The organism is Flagellimonas aequoris (genome assembly GCF_003584165.1).
Lineage (GTDB): Bacteria > Bacteroidota > Bacteroidia > Flavobacteriales > Flavobacteriaceae > Flagellimonas > Flagellimonas aequoris.
The window spans coordinates 5,001-30,387 of sequence record NZ_QXFJ01000015.1; the positions used below are offsets into that span (position 1 = coordinate 5,001).

A 25,387-nucleotide genomic window follows, 5' to 3' on the forward strand; every position below is an offset into this window, starting at 1 on the left:
GTATCACCTCCACCAATAACGATTACTTTTTTGCCTTTGGCAGTTAGTTCCTCGCCTTTGTAAGGTATTCCATCCACCTTGCGATTGTTCTGTGGAAGAAAATCCATGGCCTGAACTACCCCTTTCAAATCGGAACCTGGTATGGGCAGCCCACGGCGTACTGTGGCACCACCACAAAGCACAATGGCATCAAAATCCTGCTTTAGTTCAGTAGCTGTTACATCAACACCAACGTGAACTCCTGTTTTAAATTCGATGCCTTCCTTCTTCATTACCTTCAAACGTCTGTCGATGACATTTTTTTCCATCTTAAAATCAGGAATGCCATAGCGCAATAGTCCTCCTATTTTTTCATCCCGTTCAAAAACTGTTACCTCGTGGCCGGCACGGTTTAGTTGTTGTGCGGTTGCCAGACCTGCAGGTCCGGAACCAATGACGGCTACTTTTTTTCCAGTTCTTTTAGAAGGAGGTTCGGGTTGGATCCAACCGTTCTTGAAAGCGGTCTCCACAATGTTCTTCTCGATATTTTCGATGGAAACGGGGTCTTCATTGATACCTAGAACACAAGCTTCCTCGCAAGGTGCGGGACATAATCTTCCTGTAAACTCCGGAAAGTTATTGGTTGAATGCAGAATTTTGGCCGCTTTTTGCCATTTCCCTTGATAAACCGCATCGTTAAAATCGGGAATCAAATTACCTAGTGGACATCCACTATGGCAAAAAGGGATACCACAATCCATGCAGCGCGCTCCTTGGTTCTTGAGCTCATTTTCTTTGAGTGGCTCCGTGAACTCCTTATAGTTTTTGATGCGTTCTTCAACAGGGGCATAACCTTCCACTTTCCTGTCAAATTCCATAAATCCTGTAATCTTTCCCATCTGTCAAATTATAAGGTTTGCATTTTTTCTTGCTCCAATCGGATAAGGGCCTGTCTGTATTCCTCAGGAAATACCTTGACGAACTTGGGTAGCACTTTTTCCCAGTTTTCCAATATATCCTGCGCCAATGGACTTAGTGTTGCATTGTAGTGGTTCTCGATTAATTCCCTAAGTTGTGCAATGTCGTTGGATTCCTCAACGGGAAGGAGGTTAAGTGCCTCACCATTACATTTTTTCTCGAACGTACCATCTTTGTCATAAACATAGGCAATACCGCCACTCATACCAGCGCCGAAGTTTCTTCCAACGGCACCCAAGATTACGGCGACACCACCGGTCATGTATTCGCATCCATGGTCACCGATGCCTTCCACCACCGCTTTGGCCCCTGAGTTTCGTACACAGAAACGTTCCCCGGCCTTACCGTTGATATAGGCTTCTCCTGAAGTGGCCCCATAAAGTGCAACGTTTCCGATGATGATATTGTCCTCTGGTTTAAAGGTGGATTTAAACGGAACCTTGATGACCAATTTTGCACCCGAAAGTCCTTTGCCCAAATAATCGTTGGTGTTTCCATTGACCACCATGGTGAGCCCTTTGGTGGCAAACGCACCAAAACTTTGTCCAGCGGAACCCGTAAAGTTCAATTTAAGGGTGTTGTCTGGTAAGCCATCTGCTCCATAGATTTTTGAGATTTCATTACTGATGATGGCCCCGACCGCCCTATCGGTGTTATGGATCGGAAAATCCAAAGACGTCTTTTCTTTCCTGAAAAGGGCAGGGTGCGCTTTCGCAATGATACCAAACTCAATGGAATCCATGATATCGTGATGCTGTTTTTGTGTATTGTAGAATTTGGTCCCTTCGGGAACATCAACCTGATATAAAATAGGGGTTAGGTCGATACCTGCAGCTTTATAATGGGCAATAGCCTTGTTTCTATCCAGTTTTTGTACTTGACCTACCATCTCATTAATGGTCCTAAAGCCAAGCTTGGCCATAATCTCTCTTAATTCTTGGGCTACAAAATACATATAGTTGACGACGTGTTCCGGTTTGCCCTGGAATTTTTTGCGTAGTTCAGGATTTTGGGTGGCGATGCCTACTGGACAGGTATTCAAGTGGCACACACGCATCATGATACAGCCCGATGCCACCAAAGGTGCCGTGGCAAAACCAAATTCCTCAGCTCCCAAGAGACAGGCTATGGCCACATCCCTTCCGGTTTTCAATTGTCCGTCACATTCTAGGACTACCCTATTTCGAAGATCGTTCAAGACAAGGGTTTGTTGTGCCTCGGCGATCCCAAGTTCCCATGGCAAGCCTGCATGTTTCAATGAGGTCAATGGAGATGCCCCTGTACCGCCATCAAAACCTGAGATCAATACCACATCAGCCTTGGCCTTGGCTACCCCTGCGGCTACGGTACCCACGCCCACTTCGGAAACCAATTTCACATTGATCCTCGCTTCGCGGTTGGCCGATTTCAGGTCGTAGATCAATTGGGACAAATCCTCAATGGAGTAAATATCGTGGTGGGGTGGTGGAGAGATCAATCCCACATAAGGGGTTGAATTTCGTGTTTTGGCAATAGCGGGATCTACTTTTGGTCCTGGCAATTGACCACCTTCCCCAGGTTTTGCCCCTTGGGCCATTTTTATCTGGATTTCTTGGGCATTGGCCAAATAATTGGAGGTTACCCCGAACCTGCCCGAAGCTACCTGTTTAATGGCGCTGTTTTTCCAGTCGCCAGTCTGACTTCTATAGAAACGAGCCGGGTCTTCTCCACCTTCACCTGAATTGCTTTTTCCACCGATACGGTTCATGGCAATCGCAAGATTTTCATGTGCTTCCTTGCTGATACTTCCGTAGGACATGGCCCCTGTCTTGAACCTTTTTACGATTTCGGTCCAAGGTTCTACTTCCTCAATGGGAATGGGATCATAGTTTGAAAATTCAAACAAACCACGGATGGTCATCAAGTTTTTCGATTGCTCATTGACCAATTCGGAATACTCTTTGTAAGTCTCCGGCTCGTTATTGCGTACCGATTTCTGAAGTTTGGCAATAGTCAATGGGTTGAACATGTGTTTTTCACCATTCCTTCTCCAACGGTACTCGCCACCAACCTCAATGTCGAGATTGGCTGCTAATTCCTGATTCTTGAATGCCTTATTATGGCGTTTGGCAATCTCCTTCTCAATTTCATACAGTCCTATGCCCTGGATGCGAGTGGGGGTATTGGGGAAATACTTGTCCACCACCTTGGTGTTAATGCCGATGCATTCGAATAGTTGGGAACCTCGATATGAATTCAAGGTGGAAATCCCAATTTTGTTCATCACCTTTAAGATGCCTTTACCGATGGCTTTGTTGTAATTTTTGATGGCTTCCTCAAAAGTGAATTCTGTGATATTGTTCTCTGTGATCTGCTCCCCGATGATCTCATTGACCAAATAGGGGTTGATGGCACTTGCCCCAAAACCGAAAAGCAGTGCAAAATGATGCACCTCACGTGGTTCAGCAGATTCTATGATGATGCTCAACTTGGAACGTTTCCCCAGTTTTTGCAAGCCGCTGTTCACATATGAACAGGCCAAAAGTGCTGGAATAGCGGCCATTTCGGTGCTTACCATCCTATCGGAAAGGATGATGATGTTGGCACCCTCGTCAATGGCTTTTACAGCTTGTGAAAGAATGGAGTCCAAAGCCTCTTCCAGTCCATTGTGTCCTTTAGCTATTTCATAAAGGATGGAAATGGAGACCACTTTGTAATCTGGACTGGCATCGTAATTTTTGATTTTATCCAAGTCTTCTTTCGAGATGACCGGATTCTGGATCTTCAATTTTCGGCAGTGTAGTTCGGAAAATTCGAAAATATTGTGGTCACTACCCAAAGTAAGGCTGATGTCGGTGATCAACTCTTCGCGGATTCCGTCCAAAGGTGGGTTGGTCACCTGTGCAAAAAGTTGCTTGAAATAATTATAGATCAATTGGGGCCTTTCAGAAAGAACAGCAATAGGTGTATCCGATCCCATGGATCCAATGGGCTCCTTGCCTTGCTTGGCCATAGGCATGATGATGGTGTTGATATCCTCATGCGTAAAACCAAAAGCGGCCCTTCTTGTTTTCAAAGGGAATTCGCCAAAGAAAACTGGGCAATCATTATAAGGAATATCGCGCAGGTGGACCAAATTGTCCTTCAACCATTTTTTATAGGGATATTTCTTGGCAATGGCTTCCTTGATTTCCTCATCGTTCACGATCCTGCCTTCTTCCATGTTCACTAAGAACATTTTTCCGGGTTCCAACCTACCATGCAATTCAATATCCTCGGGGTCCAATTCCACCACTCCGGTTTCGGAGGACATGATCACATAACCTTTTTTGGTTACCGAATATCTGGAGGGGCGAAGTCCGTTCCTGTCCAAAACCGCACCGATATAATTTCCATCGGTGAAGGGAATGGATGCCGGACCGTCCCAAGGTTCCATCAAACAGCTGTTGTATTCGTAAAATGCCTTTTTGGATTCGGACATTTCAGGGTTCTTTTCCCAAGCTTCGGGCACCAGCATCATCATCACTTCCGGAAGGGAACGACCTGTCATCAACAACAGTTCCACCACCATGTCCATACTGGCAGAATCGGATTTGCCTGGGAGCACAATGGGAAGTATTTTTTTGATATCCTCCCCGAACCAATCACTTTTCATCAATTCTTCGCGGGAGCGCATACGCGATACGTTGCCCCTCAAAGTGTTGATCTCCCCATTGTGGCACATGTATCGGAAAGGTTGGGCCAAATCCCATGTAGGGAAGGTATTTGTGGAAAAACGTTGGTGTACCAAGGCCAAACGGGTCACAACCCTTGGATCCAAAAGATCCTCATAATATTTGCTGATGTCCTTTGGTACCAAAAGTCCCTTAAAAATGATAATCTTGGTGGAAAGGCTGGGCAAATAGAAAAATGGACTTTGCGACAGTTTACTTTCTATAATGGTGTGCTCGGTAATCTTGCGGGCTATGAAAAGTTTCAAGTTGAATTGGAAATCGTCCAAGGCCTCTCCCTTGCCGATAAATACCTGCATGACATATGGTTCAGTTTCCGCAGCGATCCTGCCTGGAACGGAGCGGTTTACCGGTACATCCCTCCAGCCTAACAACTGTAGTCCTTGTTTTTCCATGTTCTCTTCAAGGACCTTGATGCAAAAATCGCGTTGATTCGCCTTTTGGGGGAGAAAAACGTTACCCACGGCATATTCACCTGCTTCAGGGAGACTGAATTTGCAGACATCACTGAAAAAATCATGGGGAACATCAATAAGGATACCTGCTCCATCGCCAGTTTTACCATCGGCGCTTACGGCTCCCCGGTGTTCCAATTTATCAAGAATCTCAAGGGCCTTATGAATTATATCGTTGGATTTTCTTCCTTTAAGGCTACAAATGAAACCTGCGCCACAGTTATCATGCTCAAATTCTGGTAGGTATAAACCCTGTCTTTCCAATTTCATCATTAAGGTATTTCTTCAAAAATATCAAATATGATGAACAAACAATAAGATATTTACTGATTATCAGATAAATAATCAACGTATTGAAGTAAGGGTTGAATTATATTCAATTTAGGAATTAATGGAATGTTAAATTATCATTATCATAAATTCCCTGGTCAAATAGCTTCATATCCCTATGTCCAATGGAGGCTTTGCCACAATTTGGGATGCTATTTTGCCCTCTGCCTTTTCGGTAGTAGGGGTGAACCTAGTCAAAATGTCATTTTAAAAAAGAAACCCCTCTTTTTGGAGGGGTGTGAAAAATATTAATCTTTTAAAATGCTCCTCGATATGACAATTTTCTGGATTTCCGAGGTTCCTTCATAAATCTGTGTGATCTTTGCATCGCGCATCAGACGCTCCACATGGTAATCCTTTACATATCCATTCCCGCCATGTACCTGAACGGCTTCAATGGCGGTTTCCATGGCAACTTCGGAAGCATAAAGCTTGGCCATGGCCCCGGATAAAGTGTAATCTCTTTTGGCATCCTTATCGCAGGCCGCCTGATATACCAGATGACGTGCTGCTTGGATCTTGGTATGCATATCGGCCAATTTGAAGGCTATGGCCTGATGGTTGGCAATTTCTGTTCCAAAGGCTTTGCGTTGCTTGGAATATTGAAGGGCCAGTTCATAGGCTCCAGCTGCAATACCCAGGGCTTGGGCAGCAATTCCGATCCTACCCCCAGCGAGTGTTTTCATGGCAAATTTGAACCCGAAGCCATCTTCGCCGATACGGTTTTCCTTAGGAACCTTAACATCGTTGAAGAGCAGGGAGTGCGTGTCACTTCCCCGAATGCCCAATTTATTTTCCTTGGGACCGATTTCGAACCCTTCCATGCCTTTTTCAACGATTAGGGCATTAATGCCATGATGGCCTTTTTCCACATGGGTTTGGGCGATTACGAGGTATACTTCGGCCCTGTTGCCATTGGTGATCCAGTTTTTGGTACCATTCAATATGTAATGGTCTCCCTTATCGATGGCCGTGGTTTTTTGTGAGGTGGCATCGCTCCCAGCTTCAGGTTCCGAAAGGCAAAATGCGCCAATGATCTCACCGGAGGCCAGTCGGGTCAAGTATTTTTCTTTCTGTGCTTCGGTTCCATAGGTTTCGAGCCCCCAACAGACCAATGAATTGTTCACGGATACCATAACAGATGCCGAGGCGTCCACTTTGGAAAGTTCTTCCATGGCCAAGACATAGGAAAGGGTATCGAGCCCGCTACCTCCATATTTTTCGTTGACCATCATTCCCAAAAAGCCCAGCTGTCCCATTTTTTGGACCAACTCATTGGGAAATGTTTGGGTTTCATCGCGCTCTATTACTCCAGGGAGAAGCTCGGATTGGGCGAAATCCTTGGCCGCCTGTTTGATCATCAATTGCTCTTCGGAAAGTGTAAAATCCATAAAACTGAAAAATAACTAAAAATGACCCACAAATATACTTTTACAATGGGAATTTTACATGATTTTCATCAATTAAATGAGAATGATGTAAATTACAATGGAGTATTTGTAGGCAATCTCCCAATTTCACAATATTTTATGCCAATAAGATTATGCGGAAAAACTCATTTTGAATATCTTTAGCACCATAGATAACTACTTCAAAAAAATAATTCCTTAATTAAACCAAACTTAACATGGAAACCCTCTTAGTTGTTGTTTTTGTCGTTGGATATTTGGCAATAACCCTCGAACACAACTTAAAAATAGATAAACTTATTCCTGCCTTGGCCATGATGGCCGTTCTTTGGGCCTTGATTGCCTTTGGGTTGGATGGATTTACGAGTTGGTTCGATTCAAGTGAGCACCATTTGATGGAGAACTTCAATACTTTTGGGCATGCCGAAAAATTGGAGCTCTTGGAAGAAACCTTGCTCCATCATTTAGGTAAGACTTCCGAGATTTTGGTGTTCCTTTTGGGGGCTATGACCATTGTGGAAATCATTGACTATTTTGATGGTTTCTCCACGATAAAGACTTTTGTAAAGACTAGGAGTAAGAAGAAAATCCTTTGGATATTTTCGTTCTTGGCCTTTATTCTTTCCGCAATCATTGACAACCTTACCGCTACGATCGTTTTGATTTCCATTCTTCAAAAAATCGTTAAGGACAGGGATACCAGGATTTGGTATGCCGGTTTGATTATCATTGCTGCCAATGCCGGAGGGGCATGGTCACCGATTGGTGATGTGACCACGACCATGCTTTGGATCGGTAAAAAGGTGACCACGGCCAATCTTATTGAACATTTATTGCTTCCCTCTATGTTGTGTATGGTCATCCCATCGCTTATTGCTTCGTTCCTTCCTGTTTTCAAAGGAAAGATCGATGCAGAAGAGGAAGAACCGCCAAAATCAAGGTTTGGTGCAAAAATGTTGTATTTAGGTTTGGGTGCCATCATTTTCGTGCCCATTTTCAAAACGATCACACACTTGCCCCCTTATGTGGGAATGATGCTTTCCCTTGCTGTGGTTTCTACTTTTGCAGAAATTTTCAGTAGTGCCAAATTCTCCATTTCCAATGTGGATGAGGAAAGCGATGCAGCCTCCCACCATAGTCCGGTGCACAAGGCTTTGACCAAGATCGAGTTGCCCAGTATTCTCTTTTTCTTGGGAATCTTGATGGCCGTTGCCGCGTTGGAATCCTTGGGCTTGTTGTTCAACTTTGCCGAAGGATTAAAGCAGGGGATGCCTATGATCGGTACTGAGATGTCCAGTACCCACGTATCGGATTTGGTCATTTTGTTACTTGGGGTTGGGTCTGCTGTAATAGACAACGTGCCTTTGGTGGCCGCCAGTTTGGGGATGTTCTCCGAGCCCATGAACGACCAATTGTGGCACTTCATTGCCTACTCTGCAGGTACCGGTGGTAGTATGTTGATCATTGGATCCGCAGCAGGGGTTGTGGCCATGGGTATGGAGAAGATTGACTTTTTCTGGTACTTGAGAAAAATCTCATGGTTGGCCTTTTTAGGTTTTATCGGTGGGGCCATTTGCTTCATGATCATGCGAAATTTGTTCTAAAGAAAATACTTTAGGTCAAAAATCTCCGTTATTATTGCAACTAAAATTGGGGATTCTATATGATTATTTTTCAAGAAGCAGCGGAGGGAGCTGAGGCAGTAGCCTCTATTTCAGAAGAAAAGACCCTTTCCGTAATGGACCTTATTGTAAACGGGGGAACAGCAAGTATTGTAATTATTATGGTGCTTTTTGTACTTCTCTTCGTAGCATTGTACATTTATTTTGAACGTGTTTTTGCCATAAAGGCTGCGTCAAAGATTGACAAGAACTTCATGAACCAGATTCGTGACCATGTCATGAACGGTAAGTTGGAAGCAGCTAGATTGCTTTGTGCACAGACCGATTCGCCTGTGGCCCGTTTGATCGAAAAAGGGGTTGCTCGAATAGGCAAGCCTTTGGATGATATCAACACGTCCATAGAAAATGCGGGAACACTGGAAGTCTACAAGTTGGAGAAGAACGTCAGCGTTTTGGCAACGGTAGCAGGTGCTGCGCCCATGATCGGGTTTTTGGGTACCGTAATCGGTATGATTTTGGCTTTCCACGAAATGGCAAGCAGCGGTGGCCAGGCCGAGATGGGTTCTTTGGCGTCAGGTATCTACACGGCGATGACCACTACGGTGGCCGGTTTGGTTGTGGGTATCATTGCTTACATCGGCTATAACCACTTGGTGAACAGAACGGACAAGGTAGTCCACCAAATGGAAGCCAATGCCGTAGAGTTTTTGGATTTGTTGAACGAACCCATATAGTATTCTGTTATGAAACTAAAGGGAAGGAACAAAATCAGCCCGGAGTTTAGCATGTCGTCCATGACAGATATTGTGTTTCTGTTGTTGGTGTTCTTCATGTTGACTTCCAATGCGCCAAATGCCCTGGACTTACTTTTGCCCAAAGCGAAAGGGAAATCCACCAATACGCAAAATGTTTCGGTCACCATTAACAAGGACCTGAAATATTTTGTGAACAACGAGCAGATCAACAAGGAATACATTGAAATTGAACTAAAAAAGGCACTTGAAGGTCAAGAAAAGCCTACTATCATCTTAAGGGCAGAAGAAAACGTGGCCATCAAAGAAGCGGTTAACGTGATGGATATTGCCAATAGGAACAATTACAAGGTTATCTTGGCAGTGCGGCCAAAATAATGTCATTTTTAGATACGAGACACAAGAAAAAATCCTTTACACTCACAACACTTTTGTTGAGTGGGTTACTGCTATTGCTTTTCTACATAGGCCTTACGTATTTAGACCCTCCCATTGAGAACGGTATTGCGGTAAATTTTGGCACCATGGACTTTGGAAGTGGTGAAGTACAGCCCAAGGAAAAAGTCAAATCTGAACCCAAAGAAGTGGTGAGCGAACCTGTGGAGCAGGTAGAGCCCGTGAAACCACAAGAAGTAGTTGCCGAAGAGGCACCTGTGGAGAAGGTTTTGACCAGTAACGATGAGGAATCCATAAAGATCAAACAACAGCAAGAGGCCAAGCGAAAAGCGGACGAAGCTGCAGAAAAGGCCAAAGTTGAAGCAGAACGTATTGCAAAGGAAAAACGGGATGCGGAAGAAAAGCAACGTCAGGAACAGGAAGCCAAGAAAAAGAACATCGATGCCTTGATTGGTGGTATTGGTAAATCCGATGGGACCAGTACGGGAAGCGAGGGAGATGATAACAAACCTGGTGATAAGGGTAATCCGGATGGCGACCCCTATGCACCTACTTATTATGGTGCGCCAGGAGTTGGAAATGGAGGTTCTGGTTATGGGTTAAGTGGAAGAACTCTATCGAATCAGGGAAAAGTTTCGCAGGAATGTAATGAAGAGGGTGTAGTTTGGGTAAGAATTACTGTTGATAGGTCAGGTAAGGTAATCAAAGCTGAGCCTGGTGTTAAAGGAACTACCAACAATTCACCATGTCTTTTGGAACCAGCTAGAAAAACAGCATTACTCTATAAATGGAACTCCGATTCAAAAGCACCCGCCCAACAAATAGGTTTTGTGGTGATCAACTTTAAACTGGGGCAGTAGTGACCTATAAGGAAACCTTAGACTGGATGTTTTCCCAGCTCCCCATGTACCAACAAAAAGGTATCGTAGCCCTGAATGCCAAATTGGATAACATCATCCACTTTTCCAGTTATTTGGCCAATCCGGAACATAAATTCAAGAGTATACATGTGGCGGGCACCAACGGCAAGGGTTCCAGCAGCCATATGTTGGCCTCTATTCTTCAGGAGGCAGGGTATAAAGTAGGTCTTTACACATCGCCACATCTTAAGGATTTTAGGGAACGCATCAAGATCAATGGCCAAATGGCGGATAAAGGTTTTGTGAAGGATTTTATAGCCGATCACAGGGCTTTTTTGGAGTACCACAAGCTTTCTTTTTTTGAAATGACGGTTGGGATGGCCTTCACTTATTTTGCCATGGAGCAAGTAGATGTTGCCGTTGTGGAAGTCGGATTGGGCGGTCGTCTCGATTCAACCAATATCATAACCCCGGAAGTATCCCTGATCACCAATATTGGGCTGGACCATACCCATATTTTGGGAGATACCCTCGAAAAAATTGCTCTGGAAAAAGCAGGGATCATCAAACCAGGAATTCCTGTAGTGATCAGTGAACGCCAACCTGAAACGGAGACCATCTTCACCTTGATTTCCCGACAGCTTCGGTCCAAAATTGTTTTTGCCGATACTTTGGGCCAATTGGAATATACCACTGATCTGCTGGGGGATTATCAACAGAACAATATGAGGGGTGTGGTAGCCACGATTAAACAATTGGAACATTTTGATGTCCCCGAAAGGGCTATTTCGGAAGGCCTAAAGAACGTTGTGGCGAACACGGGACTCATGGGAAGGTGGCAGATATTGCAACAAAATCCTTTGGTGGTCTGCGATACGGCACATAACAAAGAAGGTCTGCAATGGGTAATTTCGCAAATCGCCAAACAGCCGTTCAAGAAACTGCATATTGTACTTGGATTTGTGAGTGATAAGGATGTAAAGGGTGTACTGGCTCTCTTTCCAAAGGATGCCCACTATTATTTTGTACGCCCCGACATCTCACGCGGGATGGATGTGGATATTTTGCAAAAATTGGCCGCCGAGGAGGAACTGCAAGGTAGGACCTATAAATCCGTTAAAAAGGGTTTGAAAAAGGCCCTGGCCAACGCGGCAAAAGATGATATGATCTATGTGGGAGGAAGTACCTTTGTAGTCGCCGAGGTGGTTTGACCAAAGCTGTTTTATAGCCCCAGCATGTGGAAAAAACTGGATTTGTAGCTTTCCCCGATGGGAATCCTCACATCGTTGATGACAATCCGGTTGCGCTGTACTGTTCGGATGCAACTGATGTTCACCACAAACGATTTATGTACCCTTAAAAATTGATGGTTGGGGAGTTTGTCCAAAATTTCCTTGAAACTCATTAGGGTCAGAATGGCCTTATTGGTTCCAGTTACGTGGATTTTCAAATAGTCTTTCAGCCCTTGTATGTATTCGATATTGTCCAGATCAATTTTCACACTTTCATATTCCGCCTTCACAAAAATGTATTTTGGAGTGGTGCTCGCTGCTTCGCCATGGGAAGGAAAAACATTATCGTTTACCGATGTTTTTTTATAGGCCATAATCTCCTTGGCACGTGATATGGCTTTTATGAAACGGTTGTACGGTATGGGTTTTACCAAATAGTCTATGGCATTCAGGTTGAAACCTTCCACGGCGTATTGTGAATAGGCCGTTGTAAAGATGAACATGGGAGTGTTGTCCAATGAAGTGATAAAATCGATACCGTTGATCTGTGGCATTTCAATATCACAGAAGATAAGGTCGATCTTTTTCTCCTTGATCACAGAAATGGCCTCCAAGGGATTGGTAAACGTGCCTTCCAGTTCCACAAAATCCAATTTTCGGCAATAATCCATCAAAACATCGATTGCCAAGGGCTCGTCGTCAATAATGATACACTTCATGGGGTCACTTGGTTAGTTGCTCCTATTTTTACAAATTCAGGTTCAAATCTACCACATACGTTTCTCCGTTGTCCGTAATCTGTAGCTTGTGCGAGTCGGGATATAACAACCGTAATCGGTTTTTGATGTTCTCCAATCCCACACCCGAGTCTTTGGTTTGCTTTCTATGTGCTCCTATTTTGTTTTCTACCCGTAGGTGAATATTCTTTTCGCTTATCAACAGACCAATGTTCACATAGGTTCTGCCTTTGTAATCCGTACCGTATTTGAATGCATTTTCGATAAAAGATATGAAAAGTAAGGGAGGAACCTCTTTTCCCCGCTCTTCCCCGGAGATTTTTAACTTAACATTGGCACTATCCGAGAGTCTCAAGCGCTGCAATTGCACATAATTTTTGATGTACTCCAGTTCCTTTCCCAATTTTACCTTGTCCTTATCCGCTTCATAGAGCATGTAACGCATCAATTCTGAAAGGGATATAATGGCTTCCGAAGTCTTGGAAGATCCCTTGACCGACAATGAATAAATGGCGTTGAGTGAATTGAACAAAAAATGGGGGTTCAATTGGGTCTTCAAGAACTGAAGCTCTGAACTTACCTTTTCGTTTTCCACTTTTTTTCTTAGGTCCTCGTTTCTGCGCCATTCCACATAAACTTTAAGAAGTGCACTGATAAAAAAGGGCGCGCTGAGACTCAACATCATGAATACCTGTCTGGTCCAGTCTCCATCCCTAAAATTCTCATTTCTGTGGAAATCTGGCGGCGGTTTTGGTTCAAATGAAAAATTCATGTTTATAACAACCCCTACTGAGATGATAATGGCAAGGCATATGAGGATGTAGGTCCATGTATTTTTTTTTAGAAGGAACTTGGGAACCAATAAAAAGTAATTGATGTAGAACAGGATAATGGTAAGCACCAGTCGTACTGGAAGGTCCGGGGGTACTTGTCTTAGTTGCAGGAAGAACGGATATAGAAAGAAACCATAGAACAGGGCCCAAATGGAAAAATGGATAAAAAATACCTGTATGTGCTTTCGTTCAATGGTCATGGATGGGTGTTATTGGCCTAAAATTACAATTTCCATTTCTTTGAGTTCATCAATGGAAATCTTCGGACTGGTTCTGTTACGGATTTTATCGATAACCAATTTGGCTACTTTTTCGGCGTCTTTTGCAGATTGAAAAGGTTGGTTTCCCCTAACCGCTGGTATGAACTCCTGTTGCACCAATAGCTTTTCACCACTGAAGATTTGATAACCATACCCGTTGTGCACTTTAATGACCTCTTTCCTCAGTATGGGTTCCTGTACTTTTTCGTCAAACGAAAGATGTGTCACCCCATATAAGAACAGACCAAGTATCAGGATGGTGGCAACAATTATTGTAATTTTTCTCATGACATATCCCTTTAACTGGAAGGGACCAAGGTTTTACCCTTGGCCCCGTAACACAAACTAAAACTGACTAGTTAAAAAAATTAATCTTCGTCGTCATATTCATCAAAGGGAAAGAACTCGTCCAGGTCATCCAAGTAGAGTGTTCCGGTACGGCCCATGCCTATAAAGGCCCTTGATGAATTTGAGAATGCAATTGCATCTTGCCTGGTAGCTCCCTCAAAACTTGTCTTTTGTTCCCAGGTATCGGTGGATGGGTCGTATTCCCAAACAGTGTTGGTAGCGCCGGATTGCTCCCCGCAGGCAATGTATCCATACCCGTTGAGTTCAAATCCCACGGCGTTGCTTCGGGCAACATCATAGTCATCTTCTTCATCGAGGTCCAATTTTTTGGTCCAGCTTTCGGTAGCAGGATCAAACACCCAAAAATCATCCAGATAAACCCCATTGGAAATCCCGGTCCCCAAATAGACCAATCCGTTTATGGTAAAAGTGGTGGCAGATCTTCTCTTGTTTCCGCCAAAACCTTCCAACTCTGTCCATGTATCGGCGGTAGGGTCGTATTTCCAAAAATCCTTTAGATCGTTTTCCCCGTCGTAACCGGTTCCGAAATATCCATAGCCATTGGCTCCAAAAGCCACGGCGCTTCTTCTCTTGGTATCTGGCAAAGAGGCAATGGGTGACCAACTATTGCTTGAAGGATTGTAGGCATAGAAGTCGCTCAACTCGTCCACACCGTCATATCCCGACCCAATATATCCTGTTCCATCTACTTGGAACCCTACGGCAGCATTTCTGGGTACTCCGGGAAAATCAGCCTTTTGGGACCAATAATCTCCTTCCATATTGTAAGACCAAAAAGAATTTAGGTAGTCGTCACCGTCGTAGCCAACTCCCATGTAACCAATATTGTCGATCACAAAACCGGAAACACTGCTCCTAGGACTTCCGTCAAAAACGGAGCGGTCTACCCAGTTGCCTAATTCTTCATCATCGTCATCATTGGAACAACTATAAAAGGAAAGGATGGAGAGCGTAAAAATGAATGCCGATTTATATAGCCGTGCTGCTGTTTTCATGCCTGTCATTATAAGTTTTTGTCAAATGTAATTTTGATTGCAAAGAGGTTGAAAGAGAATATATGAAGCACAGGATTTAACATATGAACCATGGGAAACGATCTACGAACAGGGTATGGGGTTTGGTAGTGAAATTTGTCGGCTTTGTCCTAAAACTACAGGGGTTGGTCTATCGACATTTTGAGCGTTTTGCAATGCATCTACTTTAGCTGCAAATAAATATTATGGAAAGAATTTTGGTTCTCTTGATTGCCGTTGCATTGATGGCGGTGTCATGTAGTTCGGATAATTTCAACACCTCCGATTTTTTGGCGGGTGAAGCATTTACCGATAGCAATCTAAGGGTGGTTTTGGTGGATACCCTTACCGTGGATACCTCTACAATGAAGTTCGATAGTATTGTCAGCAGTGAATCGACCAGAATTTTGGTGGGGAAATATATTGATCCCGTATTTGGAACCGTCAAAACGTCCAGCTACATGGGCATGTTGCCCTCTTCTTTTAGCATAGATTCTGAGGCGGAGTACGATAGTATCGCCCTGTACCTAAAACTGGACAAATATTATTATAACGATACGCTCCGGACCAATACCATCAAGGTAAAACGACTGACCAAGACCCTCAGGCCTAGAGAGGGAGATTATATCTACAATACCGATGTGGCCGAGTATATGGACGAGGACCTGGCCATTTTTACTTACAATCCACGTCCTTTGGCTTCCGATACCTTGGAGATACGGCTAATGGATGAACTGGGTACCGATCTATTTACCAAGTTTCAGGAAAAGGAAATTACCTCTTCGGATCAGTTCAAGGATTATTTTAGAGGGATAGCCTTGCTTCCGGGAGATGATGACAATGGCTCCGTGATCGGATTTTCAAAAACTTCCGGGGCCAGTTATATGCGGATATATTTTAGCACGGCGGAAGAGGATGAACGTGTACAGGATTATTTGGATATCAATTTGGATGTTTCTTCAGATCCTACTCCTTTTTTTAACCAAATACTCGCTGAAAACCCCATTGCTCCCCTTCAAACCTTAACGGATAAGGAAATCAATTTAAGCAGTGCCGATGCCGATAATTTGAGTTTTGTACAATCTGGTATCGGAATCACGACCCGGGTTCAGATTCCTTACCTAAAAACCCTATATGACATTAAAGGGCAAGGAACTCTGTTGGATGCCGTGCTCAAGATAAAACCCGCCACAGGCACTTTTGATGACCATTTGATTTTGCGAGATACCTTGTCGGTCTATATCGTAAATCAGAACAATGACCTCACCTCGCAATTGTTGATCGGGGAATCTAACCCTGTCTATGGTATTTTGAACAGGGATGATGAGGAATTCAACAACATTTATTATGAAATCTCATTGGGGAGTTATCTGGAGGGATTGCTCACTACCGACAGGGATACCGATGACGCCCTTATTCTTTTGCCCGATAATTACAACTCAACCGTGGACCGCTTTATCCTTACCGGTATGGATGGTTCGGAATTTAGCACGGTGTTGGAACTTATATATGCCATTTATGATGAAGATGATGAATAGGATTTTACTTGTTGTTTGTACTGTTCTGGTGCCCATTTTTGCCATGTCCCAATCCGAAGGATTGACCAGTTCCCCCTATTCCCTTTATGGACTTGGGATAATCAACCAGACCAGTATCGGGAAGACCAATAGTATGGGGTATTCCGGTATTGGACTGAAATCGGAGACAGACATCAATAACCTGAACCCCTCCAATTATTCCCTGGTTCCCAAAAACTCGTTTTTTTATGATATCGGTGTGGTGGGTGAGTTCAACAGTTATAGCAACAGGGGGGATGATGAGTCAAAGACCACGCTTAACTTTTCCAACTTGGCCTTTGCCTTTCGTATTGCCGATCGGTTGGGGGCCGGGGTAACCTTGGTACCTTATAGTGATGTGGGGTACACGCTATTGGGACTGGTGAGCAATATTGAAGGTTCCAATGAAACGTTCGAAAGCAACGTATCCGGTTTGGGAGGCCTCAACGACCTGAGTTTTAACTTGGGATATGGCATTACAGATCATTTTCGGTTGGGGGCCAGGGCATCCTTTTTGTTTGGGAATATTGAGGAGACGGAAGCCTTTGTGATCAGCAATAGCTATTTCTCGCTAAGCGAGACCACCAATTACAGTGGATTACGATTGGGACTGGGTATGCAATATGATATTACGGATGCATTTACTTTTGGAAGCACGGTACAACTCCCGGTAGGCCTTACCGGTCACTTGACCCGCTCGGTATATAAAACTTTGGATGGTACAGAAGTGACCGTGGAAGACGATGAAGCGGACGATGTGTCCGATTTTAAGTTGCCGTTGGAATTGGGGTTTGGTTTTAGTGCCAAGATCAAGGAGTCACTGACATTGACTGCCGATTACAAACGAAACCTATGGGATGCTACCGATCAATCTGAAAGTATCGGGACCTATAGGGACCAAGATATCTACGCTTTTGGATTGGAGTTTCAGAGAAACCCCAAAGGCTATAAATATGGGCAGCGAATACGCTACCGGGCCGGTTTCAATTACGATAATGGGTATTTGGCCATCAACGACAACAAGATCGATGGTTATACGATAACGGCCGGTATCGGTTTTCCTGTTGGGTTCGCCACCAATTCTGTGATTAATCTATCCTATGCATATGGATCAAAAGGTCAGATACAGAATATTTTGGTAAAGGAAAATTACCATACGCTCACCCTTAATTTCAGCTTGGAAGACCTTTGGTTCAGGAAAAGGGTGATCGATTAACGCAGCGTTAGATTTTATGTGCGATGGCAGAAAAAAATAAATTATCTCTTTTTTGATTTTTTCTTTTTTGGAATTCAAAAACTATTTTATATTTGCACTCCCATTCAGGAAAATGAATGGGCGCTTAGCTCAGCTGGTTCAGAGCACCTCGTTTACACCGAGGGGGTCGGGGGTTCGAATCCCTCAGCGCCCACAACAGACAAAAGCGGTCATATCTTAAGATATGACCGCTTTTTTATTTCATAATACTCAGGAGCATCCAAAAAAGTTTCATTGACACCACATCAGCACACGGGCTGGATTGAAAAACTTAAGACGGCGAGGCATAAAAATTACAAGAATGCCAGGTCTGGGCAATCAGACATTGCACAAGGCCATGTTGGCAGAACGATACTACAGGGACAATAAACAAACCTTGGACACAGCATCTTGTAAAAGCACAAAAAGAAAATCAAAAAGTAATAATTGCTCGAATTGTAAGGATAATATGTATTTTAAAGCGATGTAAACACCATAACCATTAATAAATACTCCATGAAAAAATTAATATATGGATTGATTCCATTTTTAATTATCGCTTGCAGTACAAAACCAGATAATCAATTTCAATTAATCGGCACTACCAATGGAATTGAAAACGGTACAGTTCTATATATTGATGACACTGGGACCGAAACCTCGGTGGATTCTACAATTGTTGAAAACAATTCTTTCCATTTCCAAACAAAATTATCAAAAACACCCTTACAAGTGGTTTTGAGAACAAAGAACTACACTCATTATCGGTTTTTATGGCTTGAAAACAATTCTATGTCCTTTGATGCCACTAATGCCGATTTCAGAAATGCACTTGTCACCGGTTCTGTTGAAGAGAACTTAAGCTACAGCTTGAGCAAGGAAACCGATACGCTTCCACGGGATGAAAGGATAAGAAAAGAACAACAATTTGTAGAGCGGCATCCAAACAGTATCCACAGTGCTTACATTCTATCAGTTTATGCCTCCACTTGGGGAAAAGAAAAAGCCAAAGAACTTTACGAAAATCTTTCAATCGAAATCAAGCAAACAGAGTACGGAAAGAAAATAGCAAACTTTATCAAGCTGAACAAAAACCCAAGGATGGGTGATAGTTATGTTGACTTTGAAATGGAGAGCCCCAATGGAGAATTAAAAAGGCTATCTGAGTTTAAAGGCAAATTGGTTTTATTGGAATTTTGGGGTTCAGGTTGCCTTCCATGCAGACAGGAAAATCCAAACTTGGTGAATACCTATAAAAAATACCAGCCTAAAGGATTCGAGATTTTCGCTGTATCCCAGGATACAAAAAGAGAAAGTTGGCTGAAAGCAATTGAAGATGATCAATTGCCTTGGATTCAAGTCAGTGATTTAAAAGGGCATAATAACACAGCTTCTTTAATTTATGGGATAAATTATATTCCAGACAATTTTTTGATTGATCAAAAAGGTATCATAATAGAACGGGATATCCGGGGTGAAAGACTAATCGCAAAACTGGAAGAGTTGTTAAACTAAACAAGTTTAAATAAGTGATTACAACCGAAGAACAGATTGTTGAAAAAGCTAATATTAATATTATTCTTTGGACTTTGTGCCTGTAAAACAGGATTTGATTCCACTTCAACCAATACAACTTCAAAAGAATGTGTTGAAAAGGAACAAATGAAAACTTTAGAAAAGGCGGTAGAATTGTTTGAATTTAAAATTGAGGACCAATATTCTGAGATTTCTAAGGAAGCAGCTTATTTTGAATTCATATCCGATTGGGCAAATAATGAATTGCCTATGAATTTTTTCAAAGATTCATTGGAATTGAAGATTAGAAATTTGAATATATGGGTAGAGTCCAATCGCTCAGAAAAGGATTTGGACTTGGAGAAAAATTGTACAATGTTGACTCAATGAATCCCATTCGAGTCAAATTAAACCCTGATTTTTCAGTTTGCCTTGCGAATAAAATCGATTGGATGCTTGGGACTAGCAGTTTTTTGAGAGTGAATTCAAAATATCGGTTAAGTCCAAAGCTTGCTAAAAAGCAATTGTACAAAACAAGTGAATATGACTTAAAAATATTTGAAAATAGGTTGGCAATTGTTCTTGGAGTTTATTATCAAACTATGTTTAATATCAATACTACGGTTGTCTACACTTTAGATAATTAATTTTTTTAAAGTTTAAATAAACGATGATCATCAACTCAATGAAACGACATGATTTGAATGGAACCTGGTTAATGACCATGGATGGCCATACTTATGGAAGACAAATGTTCATTGAATTTGAGAATGAACAAATTGTGCATTACAAAGTTGCAGAACAGTCAACCAATGGAACTTTGGAAAGAGAACTTCTTTTCAAGGAGAAATTATCAGCAACAAAAAATGAGCTTGTGAATGAAGATAGGATTCGTCTTTACAGAATGGGAGAAACACACTTTATAATTAGTGAAACCGAATCTAAATCAGAAGACACTGAATTTGCTACAGATTATGTCAGAATTGAACCCACCATGACTTATCTGACAAAAGAAGAGATTCAAAAATTGAAGTTTAAAATTGTGTGGAACAATGAGGAATTTAATTTCATTTTCAACCAAATATTGGATAACGAAACGATTCAAGAAATAAACCAAAGATTAGGGAGAAAGGGTAGTATGATGTTTTTGGAGGAAATGAACGAAACCTATTTTGGTTCCATTTATGACAATGACATTAGAAGAACCATGATGGCCATCAAGGAAATTAATCCTGATAAGATTATTCTTTATGGCTTTCCTGCCAAACCATATGAAGTAGTAAGTTATAAAACAATAAAGACATAAATTACCATTAACAAAAGTTCAAATAAACGGTCATCATAGTTCCTGGAAATTCTACCATTTAAACCCTTAAAACTGCACTCATGTACTTTTACTAGGTTGGAAGATGCCCTTTTCATTGCTTTGTATGCTATTGTTCATCATAGATGTGAAACATAAAAAACAAGTGTCGATCTTAAATACAGAGAAATGGGAAAAAGAGTAATGATAAGTCTAACACTGGTATTGATGTTAGCTTGTTTTGCATCAACAAAAACCAACTAACCCATTGCAAAAGATTACCAAATTGAGGAAAAATGGATTTGGGATGGGAACGAAAAGTAAATGGCGAAGTTAAGGACAAAGTATATGATATTCAATAAGTTATAAAACGCAAAGGAACTTTTGAGAAAAAATGTTCTTGCAGGAATACAGTCACTTAATGTAATCTTCATACTTATATTTGAATCGCCTCGATCAAAAAAAATCAAATTCAACAGAATGATATATATAAAAAGGTTTTTTAGTCTTTTATTGTTGTTAATCGTAGTTTTCTCCTGTTCACAGCCTAAAGAACAAGATGATAAGATTAAGATTTTGTTTATCGGAAATAGTTATACGTATTATAACAGTACTCCGGAGTTATTAAAGGCATTGATAAAAGAGAAATTTCCGGAACAGATAGTAGAAACCCAGTTGATTAGCGGTGGCGGCATGACACTTGCAGACCATTGGAAAAATGAAAGCACAAAAGAAACCATAAGGACAGGTGAATGGGACTATGTCATACTTCAGGAGCAAAGCAATCTGGGAATGGGAGTGATAATTGACCACAACACATATTTTGGACAAACGGACCTATTTTATGACCACGCCAGAAAATTTGATGCCGAAATAATAAAATCAGGGGCTAAGACAGTATTCCTAATGACATGGTCAGTTAGAAATCAACCGCAAGAACAAGCGATATTGACTCACGCATATGCGACTATTGCAAAGGAACTTGAGGCAATAGTAGCTCCAGTTGGCTTGGTGTGGGACAAGATGAGAACGAATCCAAAGATTGATCTATATGCTGATGATGGAGGTCACCCATCACCAATGGGCTCCTATTTAGTGGCAACTACACTATACGGAACATTAATGGGCGAAAACCCTCTAGGGCTTTCAGGAGTTATCACAGGAAATCGGCTGTCGAATAGCGGTGAACTTTTAGAAGACAAAGAATTGTTGGTCAATCTTTCTGACGAAGAAACTCAGTTGATTCAAGAAGCAAGTTGGGAAGTGGCCAAGACCATGCAAAATCCTTCCGATCACCTTGATTTCAAACGACCGGAACCTAGTTATACCATTCCTGTTATAGCCCAAGGCGAACCTATTGAACTAAAAAATATTATCGGAAAATGGTATGGTACCAGCACTTATGGATCTGATTATCTTGGTCAAATAATGGAGGTTAATGATGTGGAAGGCAAACCTGAAGTGAGTCTATCATTTTTCTCGCCTCATGCAAAAGATCAAATGAGAGTGGATAGTTCAGTTATTAAAGGAGATCAATTGATTTTGACTCTTTATGACTCTTTAAGAACCAGAAACTCTGAAGTATGCATTTCGCTTAGCGGAAGTAATATGGAGGGGATATTAAAATCCTCCGGTAATATTCAAATTTATAAGCATTTATATTTTTCTAAAAAACCTTCCCTTAACGAAATTGATCTTTCAGTTTTAGAATTGCTGATGGAATCCTTCCAATCCAACATTGTTAAGGAGGGTTATGCAAAAGCTGCATTAAAACACTATAAACAATACAGTAAACTGATAAGTGAAACGTATAAACCTGAAGAATTTTATCTGAATGCAGTTGGGTACAATTTGCTGCGGGATGAAAAAGTAAATGATGCACTTAACTACTTTCAATTGGCCATGATTTATTATCCTGAGTCTATAAATACATACCAAAGCTATGCAGAGGCTTTGATTTTAGCAGGGCAGAAAGATAAAGCATTGGCCGTTTATATGAATGCATATGAGCTCGCCAAAAAGTCGGGCGATGAAAACCTTGCGTTTATCGAAGATAATCTGAACAAATTGAAAAAAAATATTTCAGTTGATTTTGAGGGAGAAGGAAGTCCACCACCTCCACCACCCCCATCTCATTAGTTGTTATTCGTTTCATGCCATATTCTGCTTCATTCAAAGTTGCAAGGTCTATGCAAATCGGCGACGTTTATTTTAGTATCAAGGATTTCATTTAATAAGCTTCAAGGACACATTGCAATGCTAAAAGCAGTAGCGATTTGGCTATATACTCAAACAGTTTTTGTTATTAATAGGTAGCTTGCCAACGTAAGTGTTTTATCCGAAAACTGAGCTTATACTTACCGTCACCAAAGTTTAATTAAACGATGAAAAGCTCAAAGATGCATTTCGCAAATGCCCAATGTCAGTCCCTTATAAAAGAAGATTTTAAGAAGGAATTTTTCAGACGCTACAATTTTTGAGAATGACATTCTATAAATAATTGGGCGAGCTGGGGCGGTGGTCAAAAACTTTACCAACATTTACTTGCCTCCTACTCCAAAATGTCAATCTGATGGTTTTATTTCGGCAAGCGGTTCTTTATAGTGCCTATTTGCCCCATGTGGTTTGCCGAATGTTCCATGACATGGTACCAAATGTAACGGTAGTTCAAGCCCTCTTCAATGTTCGAGGCGAACCAGGCATCATCTTTGGTTTTGAGTCCGGCCAAGGTTTTTGCGCGCACTTCATCCCACAGATCTAAATAGTGGCCAATAGGCTCTCCTTTGAGCATGTTATTTACTTTGGAGTTCAGTTCCCCCGCAACCCCAAGGCTTTCTATCTCCTCTGATGTCCATTCCCTGTCTTCTAAGGTAGCTACTTGGTAATACGACTCCGTAGATACCAAATGCATGATCAATGCCCCTATGCTATTCGCATCGGCATCATATTGGAAATCGGTTTGTGTTTGGTCCAAGTCCTTCACCTGTTCGGTAATTCGTTCCTTTAGGTCTTCCAACATATAGACCATGCTACCAATGTTCGGCGAATAGCCCGCTACCGACTTTAATTCTCCCTGTGCCTGCAAAAATAGCATCGGTAAGCATAGCAATAAAAGGCTGTTTTTTGTTTTTAAAGATCTCATAGAGTCGGTTTCAAATGAATAAGGGAAAATATATAGCTTTTTTAATAGTGCTATTCTCTGCCATCCCCAAATATGGGAAAAAGGTACTTTAATCCCTTCAAGTAGCCATAGGTATACACCATTTTGACAAGTTCTTAACAGTGTATCTATTCCTTTTGTAACCTTTAGAACATATTTATTCAGTTACCGGTAGTTATAAAAATGAATCCATGAGGCTTCGCATTTGTTGGCTTCCTGTTTTCAAACCATTGATAAACCAGAATTCTTACCTTTAAAGAAAGTTCAAATAAACGATGAAAAATAAACTTAGTAAATGGACAAAAGAAATTGAGGAGGTTTCTATGTGTGTTTATAAAATTACTCTAACCCATGAACTTGGACCGTCAGTACAAAAAATAGGGCATGACTTAGAGAAATTAGAGAGTGAAGTTGAGCTTTCGGCGATTGAAATAGACAATCAAATCGAGGAAATGATAAAAACTAAAAAAGCATAGCCGGTAAAAGCAATTTTACAACTTTAAAAAGTTCAAATTAACGATTTATAGAGAGATCCTGTTAATTTTATAAGATGTATTCAGTAATAAAGGGACTGTTATTTCTTGTTTTCATAATGGGGTCCATTCTGTCCTGGAAGTTGTTTTCCTTTCCTAGAAAAACAAAGTTTATCGCTTTTTACACGCTGTCCATTACATTGATAGCTTGCAATCAAATGCTGTCTTATTATAGTTCAAACATTGAAATTTTCCCCATTTTTAATACGTTCATAGGCTATTTTCTCTCACCCTTACTTTTTTTTCAATGTATTTCACTGTTTAAGATCAATGATTTTAAAAAGCTTTTTTATCGACATATCTTAGTCAGCATCCCCTTTTTGTGTATCATTATCTATTGGATTTTTGATGACTACCGAAGAAAACTGCTGGGCTACGGCAACAATTCCTATATTACCATTTTACTGGTTGTTCAATATTTCGTTTATCTACTTCTTCTCATCCTATTTTTGGGCAAAAGGAAAGGATTGATGCGTGGGATCAAGCCCACTTTGCAATTTAAAAGAATACGTTTGACCGTCATACTTTTCTTGATCCAAGCCCTGATCACCATCGCTATGCTATTTGAGAATTTTACTTCCTATGAAGGTCTGACCGAATATTTGGTATTCTTTATTTTCCTGTTGTTTATGGGCCAGTTGGTATTGATTTTTTACAACCATAACAAATACCTGAATTTTTTTACGGGGAACGATGAGCCGATCCATTTTACCAATGAAGGATATGATAAAGTTGGGTGGGTTAAAAGTGAATCGTCCAAAGAGGTTTTGCTGGAACTCCAAAAGCTAATGTCTGAGCAAAAACTGTTCAAGGATTCCTCTTTGAATTTAAAACGTTTGGCAGATGAGTTGCATATGGCCGAGCATACCTTATCTAAAATTTTAAAGGACTCCTATAACTTGACTTATTCCCAGTATATAAGTTTTCAACGGCTGGAGGAAGCGAAAAAATTGTTGATACAATCCAGGGACAATGGCGCTAGGATCAATGAGATTATGTTTGAAGTTGGATTTAACTCCAAGTCGGCTTTCAACACGTGGTTCAAAAAAAGGACAGGTTTTACCCCAACAGAGTTCAAAAAAGGTTCTGAATAAAAAAACAGTACCCTTTTTATCGCATATTTTGGACGTTTCTTTTTTCTGTTTTTTATT

Annotated in this window: 21 protein-coding genes and 1 tRNA gene (1 of these 22 running past the window's edge); 14 read left to right on the forward strand and 8 right to left on the reverse strand. The window is 41.5% G+C overall.

Annotated features, from left to right (window positions below; translation table 11 throughout):
• The 3 genes from D2U88_RS05585 to D2U88_RS05595 form a co-directional block, all read right to left on the reverse strand.
• Nucleotides 1–878, reverse strand: partial view of a glutamate synthase subunit beta gene (locus D2U88_RS05585; protein ID WP_119639321.1) — the 5' portion only. 589 nt of this gene lie to the left of the window's left edge; the window shows 878 of its 1,467 coding nt (coding positions 1–878); the start codon lies at nucleotides 876–878; its stop codon lies beyond the left edge, outside the window.
• Nucleotides 879–886: 8 nt separating this feature from the next.
• Nucleotides 887–5,392, reverse strand: a complete 4,506-nt coding sequence (gene gltB, locus D2U88_RS05590) for a glutamate synthase large subunit (RefSeq protein WP_119639639.1) — start codon at nucleotides 5,390–5,392, stop codon at nucleotides 887–889.
• A 308-nt stretch (nucleotides 5,393–5,700) separates the two neighbouring features.
• Complete coding sequence (locus D2U88_RS05595) at nucleotides 5,701–6,843, reverse strand: acyl-CoA dehydrogenase (protein WP_119639322.1); 1,143 nt, start codon at nucleotides 6,841–6,843, stop codon at nucleotides 5,701–5,703.
• A 236-nt stretch (nucleotides 6,844–7,079) separates the two neighbouring features.
• Between D2U88_RS05595 and nhaD the strand changes: the two genes are divergently transcribed.
• The 5 genes from nhaD to D2U88_RS05620 are packed head-to-tail and all read left to right on the forward strand — an operon-like array spanning nucleotide 7,080 to nucleotide 11,702.
• Nucleotides 7,080–8,465 (forward strand): sodium:proton antiporter NhaD, encoded by a 1,386-nt coding sequence (nhaD, locus tag D2U88_RS05600; RefSeq protein WP_119639323.1) that lies wholly within the window; start codon nucleotides 7,080–7,082, stop codon nucleotides 8,463–8,465.
• A 59-nt stretch (nucleotides 8,466–8,524) separates the two neighbouring features.
• Complete coding sequence (locus D2U88_RS05605; protein WP_119639324.1) at nucleotides 8,525–9,217, forward strand: MotA/TolQ/ExbB proton channel family protein; 693 nt, start codon at nucleotides 8,525–8,527, stop codon at nucleotides 9,215–9,217.
• Between the two features lie 9 nt (nucleotides 9,218–9,226).
• On the forward strand, nucleotides 9,227–9,613 hold the full coding sequence (locus D2U88_RS05610; RefSeq protein WP_119639325.1) for an ExbD/TolR family protein: 387 nt from the start codon (nucleotides 9,227–9,229) through the stop codon (nucleotides 9,611–9,613).
• Nucleotides 9,613–10,491 (forward strand): energy transducer TonB, encoded by an 879-nt coding sequence (locus tag D2U88_RS05615; RefSeq protein WP_119639326.1) that lies wholly within the window; start codon nucleotides 9,613–9,615, stop codon nucleotides 10,489–10,491. Before D2U88_RS05610 ends, D2U88_RS05615 begins: the two co-directional genes overlap by 1 nt.
• Nucleotides 10,491–11,702, forward strand: coding sequence for a bifunctional folylpolyglutamate synthase/dihydrofolate synthase (locus D2U88_RS05620; protein WP_119639327.1), 1,212 nt, complete (start codon nucleotides 10,491–10,493; stop codon nucleotides 11,700–11,702). Before D2U88_RS05615 ends, D2U88_RS05620 begins: the two co-directional genes overlap by 1 nt.
• Nucleotides 11,703–11,713: 11 nt before the next feature.
• On the opposite strand, the gene D2U88_RS05625 is transcribed toward D2U88_RS05620, so the two are convergent.
• The 4 genes from D2U88_RS05625 to D2U88_RS05640 form a co-directional block, all read right to left on the reverse strand.
• Nucleotides 11,714–12,442 carry a LytR/AlgR family response regulator transcription factor gene (locus D2U88_RS05625; RefSeq protein ID WP_119639328.1) on the reverse strand — a complete coding sequence of 243 codons (729 nt, stop codon included), beginning with the start codon at nucleotides 12,440–12,442 and terminating at the stop codon, nucleotides 11,714–11,716.
• Nucleotides 12,443–12,470: 28 nt separating this feature from the next.
• A complete protein-coding gene (locus D2U88_RS05630) occupies nucleotides 12,471–13,493 on the reverse strand; it encodes a sensor histidine kinase (protein ID WP_119639329.1) in 1,023 nt (340 codons plus the stop codon).
• Between the two features lie 9 nt (nucleotides 13,494–13,502).
• Entirely contained in the window at nucleotides 13,503–13,841 is a 339-nt protein-coding gene (locus D2U88_RS05635; protein WP_119639330.1) for a DUF4907 domain-containing protein, read from the reverse strand.
• Between the two features lie 80 nt (nucleotides 13,842–13,921).
• On the reverse strand, nucleotides 13,922–14,917 hold the full coding sequence (locus D2U88_RS05640; RefSeq protein WP_119639641.1) for a Kelch repeat-containing protein: 996 nt from the start codon (nucleotides 14,915–14,917) through the stop codon (nucleotides 13,922–13,924).
• Nucleotides 14,918–15,141: 224 nt separating this feature from the next.
• On the opposite strand from D2U88_RS05640, the gene D2U88_RS05645 reads away from it, so the two are divergent.
• The 7 genes from D2U88_RS05645 (at nucleotide 15,142) to D2U88_RS05680 (ending at nucleotide 22,682) form a co-directional block, all read left to right on the forward strand.
• The gene (locus tag D2U88_RS05645) at nucleotides 15,142–16,473 is read left to right on the forward strand and encodes a DUF4270 family protein (protein ID WP_119639331.1); all 1,332 of its coding nucleotides are present in this window, start codon (nucleotides 15,142–15,144) and stop codon (nucleotides 16,471–16,473) included.
• The gene (locus D2U88_RS05650; protein ID WP_235855731.1) at nucleotides 16,463–17,707 is read left to right on the forward strand and encodes a BamG family beta-barrel-assembly machinery protein; all 1,245 of its coding nucleotides are present in this window, start codon (nucleotides 16,463–16,465) and stop codon (nucleotides 17,705–17,707) included. The genes D2U88_RS05645 and D2U88_RS05650 overlap by 11 nt, the downstream gene beginning before the upstream one ends.
• A 118-nt stretch (nucleotides 17,708–17,825) precedes the next feature.
• A tRNA-Val gene (locus D2U88_RS05655) sits at nucleotides 17,826–17,900 on the forward strand.
• A gap of 341 nt (nucleotides 17,901–18,241) precedes the next feature.
• The gene (locus D2U88_RS05660) at nucleotides 18,242–19,240 is read left to right on the forward strand and encodes a TlpA disulfide reductase family protein (RefSeq protein WP_119639333.1); all 999 of its coding nucleotides are present in this window, start codon (nucleotides 18,242–18,244) and stop codon (nucleotides 19,238–19,240) included.
• Between the two features lie 39 nt (nucleotides 19,241–19,279).
• Entirely contained in the window at nucleotides 19,280–19,630 is a 351-nt protein-coding gene (locus D2U88_RS05665) for a hypothetical protein (protein ID WP_147378536.1), read from the forward strand.
• 295 nt (nucleotides 19,631–19,925) lie between these two features.
• Nucleotides 19,926–20,546, forward strand: coding sequence for a hypothetical protein (locus D2U88_RS05675; protein WP_147378537.1), 621 nt, complete (start codon nucleotides 19,926–19,928; stop codon nucleotides 20,544–20,546).
• Between the two features lie 477 nt (nucleotides 20,547–21,023).
• Nucleotides 21,024–22,682, forward strand: a complete 1,659-nt coding sequence (locus D2U88_RS05680; RefSeq protein ID WP_147378538.1) for a hypothetical protein — start codon at nucleotides 21,024–21,026, stop codon at nucleotides 22,680–22,682.
• A 439-nt stretch (nucleotides 22,683–23,121) separates the two neighbouring features.
• Here the strand turns inward: D2U88_RS05680 and D2U88_RS05685 are convergent, their stop codons facing one another.
• Entirely contained in the window at nucleotides 23,122–23,685 is a 564-nt protein-coding gene (locus D2U88_RS05685; RefSeq protein ID WP_119639338.1) for a DinB family protein, read from the reverse strand.
• 293 nt (nucleotides 23,686–23,978) lie between these two features.
• On the opposite strand from D2U88_RS05685, the gene D2U88_RS05690 reads away from it, so the two are divergent.
• Both D2U88_RS05690 and D2U88_RS05695 read left to right on the forward strand, forming a co-directional pair.
• On the forward strand, nucleotides 23,979–24,179 hold the full coding sequence (locus tag D2U88_RS05690; protein ID WP_119639339.1) for a hypothetical protein: 201 nt from the start codon (nucleotides 23,979–23,981) through the stop codon (nucleotides 24,177–24,179).
• Between the two features lie 377 nt (nucleotides 24,180–24,556).
• Nucleotides 24,557–25,330: a helix-turn-helix domain-containing protein gene (locus D2U88_RS05695; protein WP_182859111.1), complete on the forward strand. Its 774-nt coding sequence runs from the start codon at nucleotides 24,557–24,559 to the stop codon at nucleotides 25,328–25,330.
• Nucleotides 25,331–25,387: the final 57 nt, after the last annotated feature.

Coding starts and splice junctions, on each gene's coding strand:
- gltB (WP_119639639.1), bottom strand. CDS start 5,392: ATGAAATTGGAAAGACAGGGTTTATACCTACCAGAATTTGAGCATGAT.
- D2U88_RS05630 (WP_119639329.1), bottom strand. CDS start 13,493: ATGACCATTGAACGAAAGCACATACAGGTATTTTTTATCCATTTTTCC.
- nhaD (WP_119639323.1), top strand. CDS start 7,080: ATGGAAACCCTCTTAGTTGTTGTTTTTGTCGTTGGATATTTGGCAATA.
- D2U88_RS05605 (WP_119639324.1), top strand. CDS start 8,525: ATGATTATTTTTCAAGAAGCAGCGGAGGGAGCTGAGGCAGTAGCCTCT.
- D2U88_RS05645 (WP_119639331.1), top strand. CDS start 15,142: ATGGAAAGAATTTTGGTTCTCTTGATTGCCGTTGCATTGATGGCGGTG.
- D2U88_RS05685 (WP_119639338.1), bottom strand. CDS start 23,685: ATGAGATCTTTAAAAACAAAAAACAGCCTTTTATTGCTATGCTTACCG.
- D2U88_RS05660 (WP_119639333.1), top strand. CDS start 18,242: ATGAAAAAATTAATATATGGATTGATTCCATTTTTAATTATCGCTTGC.
- D2U88_RS05675 (WP_147378537.1), top strand. CDS start 19,926: ATGAAACGACATGATTTGAATGGAACCTGGTTAATGACCATGGATGGC.
- D2U88_RS05680 (WP_147378538.1), top strand. CDS start 21,024: ATGATATATATAAAAAGGTTTTTTAGTCTTTTATTGTTGTTAATCGTA.
- D2U88_RS05640 (WP_119639641.1), bottom strand. CDS start 14,917: ATGAAAACAGCAGCACGGCTATATAAATCGGCATTCATTTTTACGCTC.
- D2U88_RS05615 (WP_119639326.1), top strand. CDS start 9,613: ATGTCATTTTTAGATACGAGACACAAGAAAAAATCCTTTACACTCACA.
- D2U88_RS05595 (WP_119639322.1), bottom strand. CDS start 6,843: ATGGATTTTACACTTTCCGAAGAGCAATTGATGATCAAACAGGCGGCC.
- D2U88_RS05610 (WP_119639325.1), top strand. CDS start 9,227: ATGAAACTAAAGGGAAGGAACAAAATCAGCCCGGAGTTTAGCATGTCG.
- D2U88_RS05635 (WP_119639330.1), bottom strand. CDS start 13,841: ATGAGAAAAATTACAATAATTGTTGCCACCATCCTGATACTTGGTCTG.
- D2U88_RS05650 (WP_235855731.1), top strand. CDS start 16,463: ATGATGAATAGGATTTTACTTGTTGTTTGTACTGTTCTGGTGCCCATT.
- D2U88_RS05690 (WP_119639339.1), top strand. CDS start 23,979: ATGAAAAATAAACTTAGTAAATGGACAAAAGAAATTGAGGAGGTTTCT.
- D2U88_RS05625 (WP_119639328.1), bottom strand. CDS start 12,442: ATGAAGTGTATCATTATTGACGACGAGCCCTTGGCAATCGATGTTTTG.